This window comes from Desulfosporosinus sp. FKA (assembly GCF_002196785.1).
Lineage (GTDB): Bacteria > Bacillota > Desulfitobacteriia > Desulfitobacteriales > Desulfitobacteriaceae > Desulfosporosinus > Desulfosporosinus acididurans.
Map to the genome: position 1 here is coordinate 26,856 of NZ_NAHZ01000011.1, position 17,270 is coordinate 44,125.

General features: G+C 41.8%; 19 protein-coding genes and 1 other RNA gene. 7 read left to right on the forward strand and 13 right to left on the reverse strand.

What is annotated here, in order from left to right:
• The first annotated feature begins 206 nt into the window (after nt 1-206).
• A complete protein-coding gene (locus tag B5771_RS01925) occupies nt 207-1,154 on the forward strand; it encodes a phosphatidylserine/phosphatidylglycerophosphate/cardiolipin synthase family protein (protein ID WP_348982925.1) in 948 nt (315 codons plus the stop codon).
• Between the two features lie 73 nt (nt 1,155-1,227).
• On the opposite strand, the gene B5771_RS01930 is transcribed toward B5771_RS01925, so the two are convergent.
• The 3 genes from B5771_RS01930 to B5771_RS01940 all read right to left on the reverse strand — a co-directional run bounded on the left by B5771_RS01930 (nt 1,228) and on the right by B5771_RS01940 (nt 2,647).
• Nucleotides 1,228-1,857: a histidine phosphatase family protein gene (locus tag B5771_RS01930; RefSeq protein ID WP_088186004.1), complete on the reverse strand. Its 630-nt coding sequence runs from the start codon at nt 1,855-1,857 to the stop codon at nt 1,228-1,230.
• A 103-nt stretch (nt 1,858-1,960) separates the two neighbouring features.
• Nucleotides 1,961-2,146: non-coding RNA, 6S RNA (gene ssrS, locus B5771_RS01935), on the reverse strand.
• A 51-nt stretch (nt 2,147-2,197) separates the two neighbouring features.
• A complete protein-coding gene (locus B5771_RS01940; RefSeq protein WP_088186005.1) occupies nt 2,198-2,647 on the reverse strand; it encodes an IclR family transcriptional regulator in 450 nt (149 codons plus the stop codon).
• 289 nt (nt 2,648-2,936) lie between these two features.
• Here B5771_RS01940 and B5771_RS01945 point away from each other — a divergent pair, with 289 nt between their 5' ends.
• Together B5771_RS01945 and B5771_RS01950 are read left to right on the forward strand one after the other, a co-directional pair.
• Nucleotides 2,937-3,308 (forward strand): TIGR04086 family membrane protein, encoded by a 372-nt coding sequence (locus B5771_RS01945; RefSeq protein WP_088186006.1) that lies wholly within the window; start codon nt 2,937-2,939, stop codon nt 3,306-3,308.
• A gap of 180 nt (nt 3,309-3,488) precedes the next feature.
• Nucleotides 3,489-3,929 carry a formylmethanofuran dehydrogenase subunit E family protein gene (locus tag B5771_RS01950; protein ID WP_088186007.1) on the forward strand — a complete coding sequence of 147 codons (441 nt, stop codon included), beginning with the start codon at nt 3,489-3,491 and terminating at the stop codon, nt 3,927-3,929.
• Nucleotides 3,930-3,974: 45 nt separating this feature from the next.
• Here B5771_RS01950 and lgt read toward each other — a convergent pair whose 3' ends face one another.
• The 8 genes from lgt to B5771_RS01990 form a co-directional block, all read right to left on the reverse strand.
• Complete coding sequence (lgt, locus tag B5771_RS01955) at nt 3,975-4,784, reverse strand: prolipoprotein diacylglyceryl transferase (RefSeq protein WP_088186008.1); 810 nt, start codon at nt 4,782-4,784, stop codon at nt 3,975-3,977.
• 260 nt (nt 4,785-5,044) lie between these two features.
• The gene (locus B5771_RS01960) at nt 5,045-5,245 is read right to left on the reverse strand and encodes a hypothetical protein (RefSeq protein WP_047808221.1); all 201 of its coding nucleotides are present in this window, start codon (nt 5,243-5,245) and stop codon (nt 5,045-5,047) included.
• 79 nt (nt 5,246-5,324) lie between these two features.
• Complete coding sequence (locus B5771_RS01965; protein ID WP_088186009.1) at nt 5,325-7,442, reverse strand: cell division FtsA domain-containing protein; 2,118 nt, start codon at nt 7,440-7,442, stop codon at nt 5,325-5,327.
• Nucleotides 7,443-7,579: 137 nt separating this feature from the next.
• A complete protein-coding gene (locus B5771_RS01970) occupies nt 7,580-8,992 on the reverse strand; it encodes a glucose-6-phosphate isomerase (RefSeq protein WP_088186010.1) in 1,413 nt (470 codons plus the stop codon).
• An 83-nt stretch (nt 8,993-9,075) separates the two neighbouring features.
• The gene (gene pfkA, locus B5771_RS01975; protein ID WP_088186011.1) at nt 9,076-10,047 is read right to left on the reverse strand and encodes a 6-phosphofructokinase; all 972 of its coding nucleotides are present in this window, start codon (nt 10,045-10,047) and stop codon (nt 9,076-9,078) included.
• A 4-nt stretch (nt 10,048-10,051) separates the two neighbouring features.
• Nucleotides 10,052-11,029, reverse strand: coding sequence for a DnaA/Hda family protein (locus B5771_RS01980; RefSeq protein ID WP_088186012.1), 978 nt, complete (start codon nt 11,027-11,029; stop codon nt 10,052-10,054).
• Between the two features lie 76 nt (nt 11,030-11,105).
• Nucleotides 11,106-12,005 carry a selenium metabolism-associated LysR family transcriptional regulator gene (locus B5771_RS01985; RefSeq protein WP_088186013.1) on the reverse strand — a complete coding sequence of 300 codons (900 nt, stop codon included), beginning with the start codon at nt 12,003-12,005 and terminating at the stop codon, nt 11,106-11,108.
• Between the two features lie 40 nt (nt 12,006-12,045).
• A complete protein-coding gene (locus B5771_RS01990) occupies nt 12,046-12,507 on the reverse strand; it encodes a peptidylprolyl isomerase (protein ID WP_088186045.1) in 462 nt (153 codons plus the stop codon).
• A 207-nt stretch (nt 12,508-12,714) separates the two neighbouring features.
• Between B5771_RS01990 and B5771_RS01995 the strand changes: the two genes are divergently transcribed.
• The 4 genes from B5771_RS01995 (at nt 12,715) to B5771_RS02010 (ending at nt 15,829) form a co-directional block, all read left to right on the forward strand.
• Nucleotides 12,715-13,620 (forward strand): metal ABC transporter substrate-binding protein, encoded by a 906-nt coding sequence (locus B5771_RS01995; RefSeq protein WP_047808226.1) that lies wholly within the window; start codon nt 12,715-12,717, stop codon nt 13,618-13,620.
• A gap of 22 nt (nt 13,621-13,642) precedes the next feature.
• Nucleotides 13,643-14,446 (forward strand): metal ABC transporter ATP-binding protein, encoded by an 804-nt coding sequence (locus B5771_RS02000; RefSeq protein WP_088186014.1) that lies wholly within the window; start codon nt 13,643-13,645, stop codon nt 14,444-14,446.
• Entirely contained in the window at nt 14,431-15,288 is an 858-nt protein-coding gene (locus tag B5771_RS02005; RefSeq protein WP_088186015.1) for a metal ABC transporter permease, read from the forward strand. Before B5771_RS02000 ends, B5771_RS02005 begins: the two co-directional genes overlap by 16 nt.
• An 82-nt stretch (nt 15,289-15,370) precedes the next feature.
• The gene (locus B5771_RS02010; RefSeq protein WP_088186016.1) at nt 15,371-15,829 is read left to right on the forward strand and encodes a Fur family transcriptional regulator; all 459 of its coding nucleotides are present in this window, start codon (nt 15,371-15,373) and stop codon (nt 15,827-15,829) included.
• Here B5771_RS02010 and B5771_RS02015 read toward each other — a convergent pair.
• Together B5771_RS02015 and B5771_RS02020 are read right to left on the reverse strand one after the other, a co-directional pair.
• Nucleotides 15,818-16,432, reverse strand: coding sequence for a DedA family protein (locus B5771_RS02015; RefSeq protein ID WP_088186017.1), 615 nt, complete (start codon nt 16,430-16,432; stop codon nt 15,818-15,820). The two genes, B5771_RS02010 and B5771_RS02015, sit on opposite strands and share 12 nt — an antisense overlap.
• A 70-nt stretch (nt 16,433-16,502) precedes the next feature.
• Nucleotides 16,503-17,111, reverse strand: a complete 609-nt coding sequence (locus B5771_RS02020; protein WP_088186018.1) for a DedA family protein — start codon at nt 17,109-17,111, stop codon at nt 16,503-16,505.
• Nucleotides 17,112-17,270 lie beyond the last annotated feature (159 nt).

The window sequence follows — 17,270 nt, forward strand, 5'->3', positions numbered from 1 at the left end:
TCAAAGCTTTAAACTCACCCTGCCCAATTCTTATGAAAAACTTCTTAATGTTATGCCTTTCCAATCTTTTAACCTTTTGGACACATATGTTATAATGTAGACAAATTTTGACCTTGGGAGAAGTAAGTATTATGCCTAAGCGACATATCCCCTTAGTTACAATAGTTATTCTTTTATTCTGCCTTCTGTTTTTAAGTGGATGTACCATGAAAGTTCCTAAAATTTTTGCTAAGAAGGCCCCAATTTCCAATCTTTCCGCCGAAGCACTTTTGATTGATCAAGAGGCTATCTATCAGCGCACCATCAGTCTGATTCAATCAGCACAATCCTCAATTTATGTGGAACAAGCCGAGTTTGACGACCCTCAGCTCATTAATCTTTTGCTGTCTAAATCCCGTTCAGGTATTGAAGTCCATATTCTCTTAGATCAATGGCAGAAACAAAATTGGGCTACTCTCGACCAGTTGAAAAATCAAAATGTATCGATTCAGTACTATCCTGCTCAGAAAGGACAAAATGACCATACCAAGTGGTTAATTGTTGACCAAGACAAAGCTTTAGTTTACGGACCATCATGGACAAGTAAAAGCTTCAAGGCTCATGATTTAGCTGTGGAGCTTTCTGGAAGTTCTGCCTGGAAAATCGCAGCACTCTTCTCCAAGGATTGGGAATTCACCACAACTTTTCCCCTAGATGTACCCAAACCAACTACTCTTAATAACGATAATATTACATTGGCTGTCAACGCTAACGTCAAGGAACAACTGCTGGAGTATATATCCAGCAGTACAAAATCCATCTGGGTTGAAAACACAGAAATCACTGAGCCTGATATTGTTCAAGCCTTACTTGACGCTGCTGGAAAGGGCCGAAATATCCGCATTATATTAGACTCCAGTGCTGCCAGCAAGACACCGGTAACTCTGGAAAAATTAAAAGCCGCCGGCATCTCCATACGTTATTTTCCTAAGCAGTCACCTCTCGGACTTCACCTGGCAATTTTTGACCAGAACTCCTTTCTGGCAAGCGGCTCCGATTGGACACGTTATAACTTTGTTGCAGATCATGAGTTTTCTATTACTGTCCCCTCACCTGCTGCAACCTCAAAATTAGACCAGATGTTTCAAGAGGACTGGAAGAAAAGCTCACCCTAAGCAAAAATCCCGGATTCACATAAAAACCACCCAAAGCATTTTGCCTTGGGTGGTTTTTATGTGAATCAAGAGTTTAGTTTCTTTGGTCAATTTTTTCTAAATGCTGACAATCCCCGACCAACTCAGGCTTCCATTCATCACCGTCAACTTCAAAAATATTTAGGGCAGTATTATTCTGCCAAGGCGTTTTGGTCCAATCATGAATCTCAAAGCCTAAAGCTTTGGTTACTAATAGTTTCAGAGTTAACCCATGAGTTACCACACAAATAGTCTCTCCTGGATGGTTATCAAGAATCTTTTGTACAAAATCCCAGGAGCGTAATAGTACCATTGCCATATTTTCACCGCCGGGAGCCGTAACTAAATGGGGGGAAGCATCCCATATTTTAAACAAATCCGGGTACGCTTTCCTTAATTCTCCCCAAATATGCCCTTCCCAATCACCAAAGGAAAATTCTCGCAAGGCGGGATTGATGATTAATTGATCCAATCCGATTTCTCGCCGAATCTCTTCGGCAGTTCCCCGAGCCCTAGGAGCGTCACTGGTATATATATATTGAATCCCCTCGTCCTTAAGTCTATTGGCCAAAGATCGAGCCTGAAGCAGCCCAGTTTCGGAAAGAGGGGAATCCAGACGACCCTGTACACGCCCCTCAATATTCCACAAGGTTTGGCCATGACGAGTTAAAATTATCCTTGTCATTAGTTCACCTCTTAAAAAAACTTATCCGGCGAAAAAGCATCTTGAGATAAAAGATCTCCCTTTTCGCGGACATAAAATACAACAAGGGTAGGAAATTCTCCCTACCCTCCCCAACTTGCCGTAAGATTTCAGGTTTCTGACCCCGCTTTCGCAGGTGGGCACCTAGTCCATGCTTTCCAACTTCCCTGTTTCCACAAAGAAAGGGCATGTTGTAATCACATGACATTTAGTTCCCGTGTCATTAATAGGATCAAAACCATGAAAATCTCTACGCACAAGTCAGGCTATGTTTTTATTATATCACCATAATTAAAAAAAATCTCTAGCAAATGCTTGGAAATTATCGTTTTCGCAGTTTATCCTCAATTTCCGCCATTCGATCCTGCAATAAGGCAATGGACATCTCTTGAGTACGTACGCGTCGACGAAGATGATCGACTAGCTGAAGAAGTTCTTGGAGATTTTCGTTAATGGTATCATTATTTTGTGGTTCGTCGGCCATAGAATTTTCATCGTTCTCTTTTTCACTAGACAAAGGTTCCATAGCGTCAACTGATTGGGCTGCTAGTAAGTAACGAAACCGAGCATATCTTGAATTTCTGCCAGGCTGAACATCAAGTACTCCATCTTCTGCCAATGCTTGAATGGCTCGTTTTAAGGTGACACTTGCTGCTCCTGTTTCACGTTGAATATCTGAATATGCTAATTCAAAATCTTGTCCTTGATACATATTAGAAATCTTCTCAAAAAAATCGACAAATTTCCGATGAGTTTTTTCCTTTAATCTCAAAGCTAGTTCATCCTTCCACAACACTAATTAAAACACTGAAGAATAATTAATATTATAGCAAATTTTAAGCAAAAATCCATACTAAGAATTACTTTTAATATGAAGTTCGAAATACAATTTTAAAATAATCTTTCTATCTCCATAAAGTTTTTGAATTACTCCATCTGATAAACTTAAAGTATGTTCTTCGGCTGGTTCTCCGGAAATATATTTTTATCTTTATAGCAAGGTGTTGTCATACTCTTTGAAAAAGAGGCATAGGTAGTTAACAATTAAAAGGAGGGATACCATGACAAAATCCTTTCAGTTAACGATGATTTTAAAAGGAATTCTTCTAGCAACCGTGTCAGCCTTATTGTTATCGGTAGTTTTCGGGATCGTACTTTCCTACACATCTGTTCCTGAATCAGACTTGTTCCTCAATATTATCTTTGGCTTTAGTGTTTTTGCAGCATCCTTTATTACTGCACATCAAGCAGGCACTAAAGGTTTATACTACGGACTTGCCATCGGATTGGGCTTTTCACTCATCGTTCTTATCTTATCTGCTGTTTTGTGGTCGGATGCGCCTTCATGGCTCAGAATGGGTGAAAAGGCCGTTATTGCTCTTGTATCCGGTGGAATAGGCGGGATTATAGGAGTTCTTTTTCCTAACACTTAGAACAATTGGGCTCAAACTCTTCAAATTAAGTTATTTATGAGAGGAAAACCCTTAAGAGATTTCCCTCTCATTTCTATTTACAATAAAATATCACGATATCTATTAATGTGATCATAACTCTTTTCTTTTGATCCCCTAAGTTATACAATATCCTCAAAGCAAACGAAAGGGGAATAATCTATGTGTATTGAAAAAACTCCTTGGGAACAAGTGATTGATTTTCACGGTCATACTTGCCCGGAAATAGCTTTAGGTTACAGGGTTGCCCAAATAGCTATGCGCGAATTGGGTATTAAACCAACGCCCAGCACTGAGCTTATGGTGACAGCCCAAACCCACTCTTGTGCTTTAGACGCCTTTCAAATATTAAACCATGCAACCTTCGGCCGAGGGGCACTAAAGGTCGATGAGAATAAACAGCACAAATACCTCTTTGCATATTCGAACACCTCTGTCCGTGTGACCATTACGGTACTCCCGAAAATTCTCGAGCATTTGGTTATTCCTGAAAATTTAGCCACCCGCCGCGAAATCCAAAATGCAACTTTGGAAGCAATCCAGTTTATTCTCAGTTCTGAAGAGAACATGTTTTGTACAATTCAAAAAGACGATCACCAGTAATGCACGTTCAAAAGTACCGGGAACTAAGAAGAATGATAGCTCTCCTTAAATAGAATCTTGAGGAGTATTGTTTAAATCCTTATGTTGACGATCTTTCCATATTCTCCATGCCAACAAACATAAGGCGATAATGACAGCTACTGAGCTGCTCCATTGTGCCGCTGTCCAATGGAACAAGAACCTTGGACTATCACCCCTCAGCCCTTCGAGAAAAAACCTTGAGGTGTTATAGAAGATCAAATAAAGAAGAAAAATCGTCCCTGAAGGCCATTTCTTCAGCTTAAGAATGACGAGAATTGCAAAGATAATAACGTCGGCTTGTCCTTCCCATACTTCAGCTGGCCAAAGGGGTTGGTTGCCAAAAGTATCCCGGGCAATTGTCCCGACCGGATAGAGGATGCCAAAGTTTCCTCCTGTTGGACCCCCGAAAGCATCGCCATTCATCAGATTAGCGTCTCTGCCTATTGATTGAGCAAGCATCAAGCCGGGAGCAATTAAATCGGCAAGCTCCCAGAAAGGAAGCTTTTTACGCCAGACATATAGTCCCCCTCCTAATAAAGCCCCGACGACTCCGCCTTGAATAGAAAGTCCCCCATGCCAGATAGCAATAATTTCACCAGGATATTTGCTATAGTAAGACCAATCGAAAAAAAACACCTGCCAAATTCTTGCGCCCAGCAAACCACAAAGAAGTAATATTGGCGCTAAATCAAGCATGGTCTCCATATATTCTTCTCGTTTTTCAGCTTTCGCAAAGTATAAGGTGACTCCTACTCCCAGAACAAAGGCTAGCGCAAAAAGCGTGCCATAAGCACGTATTGGAAAACTCCCAATAAAAAACCAAAACTGATGCATTAATTTTTCCTCCACTCAAATATAGCTGCCCGTTTTTCAAGTTTCCAGTATTATAGCCAAACTTCCTATGATTATATCCAACTATATCCAAAATTGCAATTCAGACTACGCCTAAAACACAACTAAATATTGAAGCTAAAGAAAACTTAGCTGGCGAAAACGGCAGGTTAGCTGCACTTATACTATCAGGTGAAGACACTGTCTGATAGCACAAAAAATAACGACAGATCCGATGCAATGTCCATCGGATCTGTTGTGTTTTAGAGAGTATTCAGTTTAGAAAAGAAACGATTATGCCGGTCCGAATCAGGAATAGATGCCTCTCGTTCTTTTTTTCCCAACGGTTTTTGAACTGTTTGGAAATAGGTTGAATGTTTCTTTTTACCAGTTAAAGCATCTGAATAAACAGTAACTACTAAAATAGCGACAGCAATAAGAGCTACTAACCATTGAAAGAGCATAATAGTTTACACCTCCATCACCATTTTATGGCCTCTGGGAAGAATGTCAAGTGTTCTTTTGCTCAATCTTTTAGCAATGTCACTCGAAATTAGCCGACACACGATCACCGGGATGCAGGACCGTCGTAAATTCAGCCTCCTGCCCGTTTACACGTAATTTTAAAGAAGCCCCTTTCGGCATCTCATCTGGGAACTTAACGAAAGGCAATAAGTCCGAAAGAATCGGCATCCCTTTATAACCGTTGACTCTTAAATCCATTCCATCTTCGAGTAATTCATCATCTGAGACGGGTTTTCCATGAAATATGATTTCAGCAACTTGGGGAGGGTATTCAAATTCTTGTCCGTTAATCGTAAAAATCAGCGGCTTTGGTTGGAGACTCAATTCGCCAATCCTTTTCTGTTCCTGACGAACCTCTATAGAATCACCATCTTGGACCGGACAGTTTCCTTCAACAAGACAACCATTAACCAATAGCTGCCGTTCCAAAACAATTTTTCGCACTTCCCCATTAACTTTAATAGTTAAGGTTACTGGAGCTAAAATTGGCTCTTTAAACAGAGTTTTCTTTTGCTCTAATAAATTTTGCAGATTATCGTTAGAAATATAGGTTAACTTATAGCCATCTTGAATTTTATCGTCAATATTTAACACCTGATCATTATGAAAAATACGGGGTGAAAAGTCTTCTCGCCTCCCATTCCAGAAAATCCATTTCTTTTCATAGGGAGGCAGAATTTCGCCGATGGTCATCTCAGCATCTTTGCCGGGAAGACCGGGAATAAACTCAATCTGGTCTCCACTGTTCAACATCTGATCAAATCGGCCCGGTCGAGAGTTAACCGTCAATTGGGCCGACCGCCCCATGGTTCCCTTGATTATCTGCACTTCTTGATTCCATTCGAAGGTAAGAGCTGCCCCCGGTTTCCCGACAAAGGAACGAGGAGATATTCCCGCTGCAAGCAGAGCCTCTGCGACCGTTGTCAATTGCACCTCAAAAATTGGTATCGGTATATTGTTGACAGTTACTGTGTAATATTGAAGTCCGGTTCCTTCAAGCGCGGATATACCAATTCCTATAGGAGTTATACTCTCAGGCCCCTTAAGATCTTTTTCGCCCTGAACGTCCTCTAAACGTTCTCGAATTTGAATTCCAACGCGTTTCGGAGAAATCCCTAAAACTTCTGATAACATTTTGGGGAGCATGGGCGTTAGACTTCCTCCGCCAATAAGAATAATCCCTTGGGGAACATTTTCATTTAGTTTTGTGATTTCTTTGGCTACATCTTGAGCCAGTTTACTAACGACAGGTTCAATTACCGTTAGTACCTCTTCTTTAGAAACAGTTACCTTGTTACCGAGAAAATCTGCGAATTTTAGTCGGGATTTAGTATTCAGCTCTCGCTTTATCTTTTCACCCACTTTAAAATCAAGGAGATAATGTTCACAAATGGCTTCTGTGACCTCATCCCCGGCCATCGGCACCATCCCGTAAGCAAAAAAAGATCCTTCTCGAGTCAGGGCTATATCTGCTGTTCCCGCCCCCACATCAACAAGTGCCAGGTTTAGACGCCGCATATTCTGAGGTATCGCTGCCTGCCCTGCCGCAATCGGTTCTAAAGTTAAGCTCATCATTTCTAAACCAACTTGCCCCAGAACCGATACTAAACCATCGACAACAGTTCTAGGCAAAAACGTAGCAATCACTTTAACTTTGGCCTTTTTTCCCCGCTGCCCGATAAGGTTGGAAATCTCTTCGTCTTCGTTCCAGCAGGCAATAGTGCTGTATCCGACACAATGATATTGCTTTGTGTTATGTTCGCTGGATGATACTAATTGGTGCAGAGCCTGATGGACTGCTTCTAACTCCAAAGCCAAGATCATTTCTTGTTCCCACCGCACAGGCAACAATTCCCGACGTTCGGCGCTGGCTATTTCCGTTCGCAGGGCTCTGCCGGCTGCGGCAACAGCAACTTGTTTAAGGCTTACATCTAACGTTTTCTCCAAAGTCTCTTTAACAGCGCTGACGGCTCGTGCCACTTCATTGACATCATGAACTTGCCCGTCATACATAGCACGCTGACGATGTTCGATACAGGCACTTGCCAGAATTTCATACCCTTGATCTTGGGTTTTAGCCATCACTAATCCCATGACCATTCGAGTTCCAATATCCAAGGCAAAAATAGGTTCCATTGTTTCACCTCTTTTGGAATAAATTCGACTTTAATTGGTAAAATCCTTCTAAAAATAGACATAAAGAAACCCCCATATACCTTTGCCTCGACGAAGTACACGAGAGTTTAGCAGAGCGTTAAGATTTTCGTTAAGATTTACGTTAAAATATGCCGTTCGCTGCCATAGGCCTCGATGGCCAACTTTTCAGCTTCATAGCCGGGGCGTCCCATTAAACCGTAAGTACCATTTTTACCTTCCTCTACGCCTGGCTGATCAAAGGCGTTGATATTGAGCAGTTCACCCATATAGGCAGTTTCCCATTCCAGAAGAAGAAGTAATTGTCCAATAGTATAGGGAGTTAAGGCAGAAAGGATAATTTTCAGATGCTGCCTGCCTGCCTTGGTTAAGGCATATTCGGTAGCTTTTTGCTCAGCAAATAAAAGCTCCTCTAAGGTTTTCCCTCCTAAAAATCGAATATCTTCCGGTAAGGTTAAATCCTCAGGAATTTTTTGAGTTACTTGGAATTCTTTCAAAGTTAGGAAGGTGATAACCTTATCATCCGGTCCTTCCGTATATAGCTGAATCTGAGAGTGTTGATCCGTTACTCCCAGAGCTTTTACCGGAGTCTGCCCTAAAGTAACCTCTTTCCCTAATCGATCATAACGTTTACCCAAACTTTCCGCCCATAACTGAGCATACCAATCGGCCATTGTTTTCAAGCCATCCACATAAGGCATAAATACTGAAATGTTTTTTCCTTTTTGCCAAGACAAATAAGATAAGGCAGTCTTCAATTGGGCAGGGTTAACAAAAACTCCCTTCGTTTCTCTAATTCGCCTGTCCATCTCTATAGCCCCTGCTAAGAGTTGTTCGACGTCAATTCCGCAGATTGCCGCCGCCAGAAGACCAACTGGGGTCAATTCGGAAAATCTTCCTCCGATACCTGAGGGAATTACAAAACGTTTAAATCCTTCCTTTAGGGCTATGGGCAAAAGGTTGCCTTTTTGTTGATCTGTAGTAACAACCAGATGATCGGCATAGCTTTCTCCGCAGGAATGACGCAAGTAATCGCGAACTATGAGGAATTGTGCCATGGTTTCTGAGGTATTTCCGGATTTGGAAATAACATTGTAGAGAGTTTTTTGCGGATCAAGTATTTGACCTAGCTCTCGAAAACGAAGCGGATCAATATTATCCAAGACATAGAACCGAGATCGGCCAGACCTCTTCTCCGGTGCTAATTCGTTGTAGTAATAATGATTTAACGCTTGCTGAACCGCTAAAGGGCCAAGAGCTGACCCTCCTATGCCCAGGACAACAAAGTTATCGAATCTTGAAGCGGCTTGATCAGCATATTCGCACAGTTCAGGAAGTTGACTGAGCATGGACGGCAAAAGCAGAGAAAAGTCCAAATTTCCCGATTCCCTCCGAGCATGCAAGGAATCTTGAGCCTCGTCCAATTTCGCCTGCAATCCTTGTAAATCTTCCTTGGAAAAACCTTTAGGATTTTGAGACGAATACATCATTCCTGTGTAATCGATGCAAAGTTTAGATGTTTCATTAACCATTGCAAAACCTCTTCTCCACAAAAAATTTATCCAATCGTAAAACTCCGACGTTCAGCTTTAGCTGAACGCATTCACTCCTTCCGTTAAATTGATAACTGATTAGCTAAATCATAAAGTTCGCGATTTAGAGGACGACGAGGACCATAAGCATCATCAAGGGGCCTGGAAACTACAGCTTGATTAATGTAAGCTGTCATACGATTCGTTTCATTAGCCATAAGGATTTCAACGGCTTTGCCCCCCATAGCTGCGGCAATTACGGCATCAAGAGCACTGGGATTACCTCCGCGCTGCAAGTGCCCAAGAACTGTGATACGAGTTTCAAAGCCTGAGCGGACATGCAATTCTTCTCCGATTTTGTAGGCGCTTCCAACACCCTCAGCAACAAGGATAATGCTATGATTCTTACCCCGTTGATGACCTCTGAGTAATTTATTGCTGATTTCATCCAAATCATAGGGAATCTCCGGCACCAGAATCGATTCTGCGCCACAGGCCAAACCTGCCTGGAGGGCAATATTCCCACAGTTTCGTCCCATAACTTCAACAATAAATGTCCGGTCATGAGATGACGCCGTATCACGAATTTTGCTTACAGCATCAACAACCGTATTAACCGCAGTATCAAAACCAATGGTTAGGTCTGTTCCGGCAATATCATTGTCAATGGTGCCGGGAATCCCAACAACCTTGACTCCTTGAGCTACAAGGGTTTGGGCACCTCGAAAAGATCCATCTCCACCTATGACAACGAGGGCATCAATCTTTCGTTCCTGCAATTGAGCGAGAGCCTTTTGCTGTCCGGCAGGAGTCTTCATTTCTTCTGAACGGGCAGTCTTCAGGACTGTTCCTCCCCGCAGAACGATATCCGCTACGGAACCAATACTCATTTCCTGGATTTCGCCGTGAATGAGTCCTTCATACCCTCGATGAACACCAAAAATAGTCAGCCCGTGGAAAATACCTTTACGAACAACTGCCCGAACAGCAGCATTCATTCCGGGGGCATCTCCTCCGCTTGTAAGCACCCCTATTCTCTGAATCGAGTCTGACATCGGATCACTCCTTCGTAATATCTTTAAACTTATTTTTTATTTCTTGATAACGGTTAAGTAATTCCTGATTCTGAAACAACTTTTCTTCCATTTTTTTATAGGCGGTGATAATGGTAGAATGTCGGCGATTAAAATATGAGGCTATGGCCGGATATGAGAGATTGCAAAGGGTTCGAACCGCGTAAATTGCTAATTGTCTGGCTTCGTTGACAGAAGGTTTTTGAGTAGAACCAACAATTTCTTCGAGAGTAAAACCCATAACTTGAGACGCAGCCTGAAGGATGTTCATTGGGCTTATCTCCTGACTCTGTTTTCTGACCTCCTCTTGCCAATAGGACAAAAAGCATTGCTTACTAAGTTCATCGTTATGAAGTTCCGCATAGTTCAAAAAACCGTGAAGGATTTTTTGCGCCCCGGTGAGACTTTCTGTTCGCAGGGCAATCATTTCCGAAATAGCGAGATCCATTGAAAGTAATAAGCGATGTGAGTATTCTTCCACAAAGCCTTCTAACTCATAGCCCTGAGGCTTATTGATGGGGATGACAATTCCGCTTAGCAAACGCGACGTCAAACGGTCTCCTAAATAGTTCAGATTCAGAACATCGGTTTCCAGAACCGCTACCATTTTACCTCCTCTTTGTATGATATTTTCATAAGTAAAAAGAATTTCTTCGATCGTTTGCTTTTTTCCAGCTAAACATTGCAGATCATCCAAAAGCAGCAAGGATGCAGAGCGATAGTATTGGCGAAACCGGGGGAGATTATTTTCCTGTGCAGCAAAAGCATATTGACGAGAAAAGGATGGAGAATCGATTAAAATACTCCCCTCTTTTTTCCTCTGTTGATTAAGAAAGTTTAAAAGAGAAGACTTTCCAACACCCGGTGGTCCGTAAATAAGCGTCATGCTTGGCGCCGTTTCGAATTCGTAATGCTTCATGAAACGCCACGCCCTTATATTAAAATCGCTTAAAAACCAGTTCAAGCGATCCTCTCCTTTTTGTCATCGATATAAAAATGCATTGTCAGCCTATGCTGAAAATTCAATGTCCCTTCCCAAGTTATTTAAGGTCTGATCTCCGAAGGGAAAGGTAACGATAACACTCTTCGGCGATATATGATAGGGATTTATTACGGCGAGTTAAAAGATAAAAACCTCGTTCCAGATTCAAATCTTTAACCGACAATTCGACCAAACCTGATTTTTCACCTTGTTCAATAGCATGTCTTGATAAAAATGAATAGCCCCATCCAGATCGAACAGAGTTTTTAACGCCTTCTGTGCTGCCAACTTCTAAAACGATATTGAAATCATGTAAATCAAAACCGTGTTTAGCGAGAGCCTCTTCAAAAGCACGTCGATGTCCTGATCCATTCTCTCGAATCACCATTGGATAAGACTTGAGCGTTTGAAGATCAACACTTTTCTTGGCCTGTAACGGATGATCCTCGTGAACAAGTATGACCAGTTCATCTTTAAGCCAATATTCAGACGTTAGTTTTTCAGTATCGAAGACCGCACCTACAACAGCAAAGTCTACCTCATGGTTTAAAACTTTTTCAGCGACCTCCAAACTGTCACCAATCGTCAATTTAAAGCTTATATCGGGAAAGGACTTACGGAAATTTGCTAAGTACATTGGCAATAAATACTCACCTGGGACATTGGAAGCTCCGATATGTATTTTCCCACTCATAACCCGTTCCGAATTTCCAATTTTTTCTATTATTTCTGTCCAGGAATCCAGCATATGCTTTGAATGACGATAAAATATTTCTCCCTCTTGAGTTAGGACAAAGCCTTTCCCTTTGCGATTAATGAGTTTGACACCGCCTAATTTCTCTTCTAGAGCACGCATTTGATTTGAAACCGCAGGCTGACTAATCTCTAATTTCCGAGCAACAACCGTGAAGCTCTCCTCTTCAACGACTTGAACAAATAAACGCATTAAATCGAACATAGCTGTCTCCTCTTAGAGGGAAAAAGAGGGCATAGCCCTCCTATTCCGCGTTATTGGTCACTTTCTTCATCCGTTGGTCTTCAAGAGGTTTATCGGCACGGTCTCTCGGCACATTTACAATTCGGTCAACTTCCTCCATGCCCTCAATAACCTTTCCAAACGAAGCATATTGTCCGTCTAAGTGACTTGAGGGTTTAACCACAATAAAGAACTGAGAACTTGCTGAATTAGGATTAGCAGTTCGAGCCATGGATATAACACCACGTTCATGCTTTAGATCATTCCTAAAGCCATTGGCCGTAAACTCCCCTCGAATTGTCTGTTTACTTCCGCCCATACCTGTACCATTGGGGTCTCCGCCTTGAATCATAAAACCGGGAATAACTCTATGGAAAATAAGGCCATCGTAAAATCCTTGCTCTGTAAGAGTTATAAAGTTCTTGACCGTTTCCGGTGCTATTTCCGGATAAAGTTCAATCTTAATAGTATTACCGTTTTCCATTTCAATTGTCACAATTGGATTTTTAGTCGTACTTTCATTTGCCACAAGTGCAGCCTCCTTTAAGTTTATCCTTTAAATTATACCACTTGAGTTAATTTTAGCCTAATCCTCAAAGAAATAACCTTAAGAGATCGATAATAATTGACATTTCTAAGATCTTATATTAAACTCCTTATTGAAACAATATTACATTAAGGAGTGTGTCCTATGTCTCACAAACCCATTTACGTTTTTTGGGCTATTGTACTTGTTTCCTTTCTACTAGTCAGTGGCTGCAGTACACAGGCTCCTGCGGTTTCGGTCCAGCCCAAAACCGTAGTTACTAGTATCTCTCCCATTGCGGATCTTATCAAGCAAGTGGCTGGCGACAAAGTTAAAGTGATTAATTTAGTGCCTGCCGGGAGCGATCCTCATGAATTCGAGCCTAAACCATCAGACGTGCGTCAAGTTGCTGCTTCCAGCATTTTCTTCGCTAATGGTGTCGGTGAAGAAGTGTATTTAAATAAAGTGATTTCCAATGCCGCCAATCCCAACCTCCGTACAGTTGTACTGTCAGATGGTCTAACCATATTAGGCAAAGATCAGGGTGGAGAAGGCAATCCTCATCTCTGGCTTGATGTGCAAAATGCCAAACATTACGTTGAAACAATTCGTGATCAACTATCTCAGACTTATCCGGAAGATAAGCAGTATTTTAATCAAAACGCTGCTGCGTATCTTACAAAATTGACAGAGCTTGATCAATGGATTCGCTCCCAAATTTCCAGCCTTCCGCCAGAATCACGAAAGATGGTCGTCTTGCACGATGCCTGGAGTTATTATGCCAAACAATACGGTTTAACTTTCGTTCAGCCTTTGCTTCATACCGGTGAAGCCGAACCTTCGGCTAAAGAGTACGCTGATTTGATCCAACTTATCCATGAACAAAAGATTCATGCCGTATTCAGCGAAGCAGGTTTTAATCCGAAGTTAGCGCAGCAGTTGGCCTCGGAAACCGGTGTAAAATTTATCGACAATCTTCACGATGATACATTAGGCGATACACCGGACTCTAATTCCTATATTGCGATGATGAAAACGAATACCACTGTCATCGTTTCTGCTTTAAAATAACATAGAGAGTAGGACTAAAACCATGTCTGATAGTTTTGTCATAGAATTTGATCATTTTAGTCTCAAGTACGGCGACCGGCAGGTCCTTAAGGATATTCATCTGCGCATTCCTAAAGGATCCTGTATCGGAATCATTGGGCCTAACGGATCTGGAAAAACGTCTCTCATCCGCAGTATTGTAGGCCTCAACAAACCGTATCAGGGAACAGTCCGCGTCTTTGGCGAACAACCCCGGCGCTCCTGGCGCCGCCGGCACCAAATCGGCTATGTACCTCAGCTCAAATCTATCAACAAAGAATTTCCTATTTCCGTCTATGAAGTGGTCATGTTAGGCCGTGTCGGACGTCTCGGACCTTTACACTTTCCCAGAAAAGAAGACCATCAAGTTGTTCAGGAATCGCTCAAACGCGTTAAAATGTTGGACATTGCTGATCGTCCAATCGGTCAGCTCTCAGGAGGACAACAACAACGAGTATTCATAGCCCGTGCTCTGGCCCAAGAATCAAAACTTTTGTTATTGGATGAACCTGCAACAGGTCTGGATATTCCGACCCAGCAAAGTATTTACGAGCTGCTCGAACAACTTCACGAGGATGGAATAACGACCATAACTACCACCCATGATCTCTTAGCTTTGGATTTTCACCACTTTGGCCGAATTTTATGCTTAAACGAGCAAGTTATTGCCTTCGGGCCACCTGAGAAAGTCCTCACACCCGCGATATTAACCCAAACGTTTTCGGGACTTCCTTGGCCCCATCATCTCGTCGATGAGGATTCTCGTCTTTCGAGTAAGGAGGATTCTATTTCATGCACTTGCTCTTAGACCCCCTTCATTATGCTTTTATGCAAAACGCTTTTATTGGAACTGTGGCAATTGGTATATTATGTGCCGTTATCGGAAGTTTTGTTGTCTTACTCCGCTTAGCATTTATTGGCGAAGGATTAGCTCACGGCTCTCTTGCGGGCTTGGCCATAGGTTACCTTCTGAATTGGGATCTCTACCTCACTGCCAATTTTTATACGATTGGCCTGGCGCTGCTCATCGGATTTGTCCATGAAAAAGCTAAAGTCACGTTAGATACAGCCATCGGTATTATTTTCTCAACCTCAATGGCTTTAGGAATTGCTTTAATAAGCAGTATGAAATTTTACACAACGGATCTTACAGGATATCTCTTTGGTTCTGTCTTGGCTATTACCCCTTTTGACTTGAGAATAATATTAGGGGCATCCATTCTTATCCTTTTAATTATTATTCTTTTCTTGAAGGAATTTGTCTTCTATGCCTTTGATCCCGAAATGGCAGAAGTAGCAGGCTTATCGCGAGGATTCCTTCATTATTCAATGCTCATTATGATCGCAATTACCGTCGTCGTTGCCTCACAGACAGTAGGGATTATTTTAGTTACTGCTCTCTTAATCATTCCTGCTGCCTCAGCTCAACAATGGACTCGTTCCTTAAAAAGCCTCCTCCTGCTTGCTATTTTCTTTGGTCTAGCCAGTGCCGTAATTGGCCTATATATTTCTTACTACTTCAATGTTGCCTCGGGTGCAAGTATTGCTATAACTGCTGCTGTAGTTTTCCTTCTTAGTCTTATTTTTTCAAGGGAACGCCAACCGCTTAGGCGAAGCTTTGGGCTCAAAGAAACTACAAAGAAACTATGAGAAAACTATGTAACCATAGGTTATACTTTCCGACAGTAAAAAAAACAAGCGGCCTTAACCGCCCGAAATAGGAGATAACGTTATGAACTATGGAGAAATTCTTGAATATATCCAGCAACAAGGATATCGCCTTACTTCAGCTCGGAAGCACATTGTTGAAGTTCTTTGTCACAATTCCGATTATCTGGGAGCCTATGACATTCACCACATTCTAGAAGAGAACAACAAACATATTGCAGTCGTTTCTATTTATCGTGTTTTGGAAATGTTGAACAGTATCGGTTTGCTGGAAAAGGAGGAATTCGGAAGCGGCGGAGAACGATATTGTTTGAAAAACGCCGCCGAACAACATGGCCATCAGCTTATTTGTACCAAATGCGGCCAAAGTAAAGAGTTAAGTGACTGTCCCATAAAGCATCTTGCTCAATCTATTGAGGCTCAAAGCGGTTATCGCATTCAAAATCATTGGCTGCGTTTTTTCGGTTTATGTCCTCACTGTCAATCAGAAGAAGATTTAAAGCCGCCGCAATCAATCCTCTAAACTCGCTTTTCCTCGTTTAATACTATAGAGATAGATTAAGAAGACTATCAGGGCAAGAACGATTCCCCCTCTAACAAGATAACGATGCAAGATGAAGGTAATCTTCTCCCAATGCGCGCCTAAAATTCGGCCCAGAGTAATAAAGGTAAACGCCCAAAGAAAGGCCCCGGTTGCAGCTAACAAAGCATAGCGACCGTAATGCAGTTTGCTCATACCTGAGAAATATGCAGTAAAATGCCGAAATCCCGGGAAGAAGTATCCAATAACAATTAAACGATCACCAAAGCGCTGAAACCAATGTTCAGCGCTTTTAATCTTTTTGTCGTTAAAATGCAGAAAAGGTCCAACTTTTTGTAGAAAAGGAATTCCTAACCTTCGGCCAATCCAATAGCTTAAATTCATTCCCATAAAGCTGCCGAAAGCTGCAACCAAAAGCGTCTTGGCAAAGTTCATTCGGCCTAAGATCGTTTGAAAACCACTGAAGGTCATTAAAAACTCGTCAGGAACGGGGATGCCAATCATACCACCCATAAGCATGATAAACAAGCCGGCATAACGATAATGAAAAATTATGCTCATTACATAGTGTTCTAATTCGTGCATGCCTAGCTCCTTCTCCAGATTATCTTAATTCTTAAGTATTGATCAATAGCCTGCAGCAAGTATATAAAGCTTACCGTTTTTTTAGGTGTTTCCAAACCAGCATAATAAGGATAACGACGATTGCCCCTCCCACGACGACATCAGCACGATGAAAATAGGGCTTAAGGGCGTTCCAATTTTGGCCTAATTTTTGGCCAATATATATCAATAACGTACACCAAAGAAACGCTCCAATTGTCGTATAGGTCGCCATTTTTAAGGGATTCATACGTGCAATTCCCGCCGGTAAGGAAATGAATGTCCGAACAATAGGCAATACACGACCAATAAAGACTGTAATTTCACCGTTGCGTTCAAAAATTCTCTCGGTCCAGGCTAATTCTTTAGCATTAATGAAGAAGTATTTGCCATACCGTTTTAAAAAGGGACGGCCACCCCATACACCAACATAATAGGCAGCTAAGGCTCCAAAAAGATTTCCCAGAGTAGCGGCAATAGTCGCTTGCCAAAAGCCAAAATGACCGCTAAAAACCATATATCCAGTGAAAGGAAGAATAATTTCGCTTGGCAAAGGTATACAGGCGCTTTCAATCGCCATTGCCAAAAACACTCCTAAATAGCCAAAGGAAGAAATGATATGTATGACGAACTGTCCCAGTTGAGTTATAATCGCTTCCAAATTATATCTCCCTCCTTTACTATTAAATAAACACACCGTGGGTATTTTATCATATACTCGAAATCTTTACCAGTTTCCTTAGAAATCATTTCTAAAAATCGGCCAAAGCAGACTAAGATTTCATCTGCTTTGGCCAGAGTATGATGTTAATTGTCATTT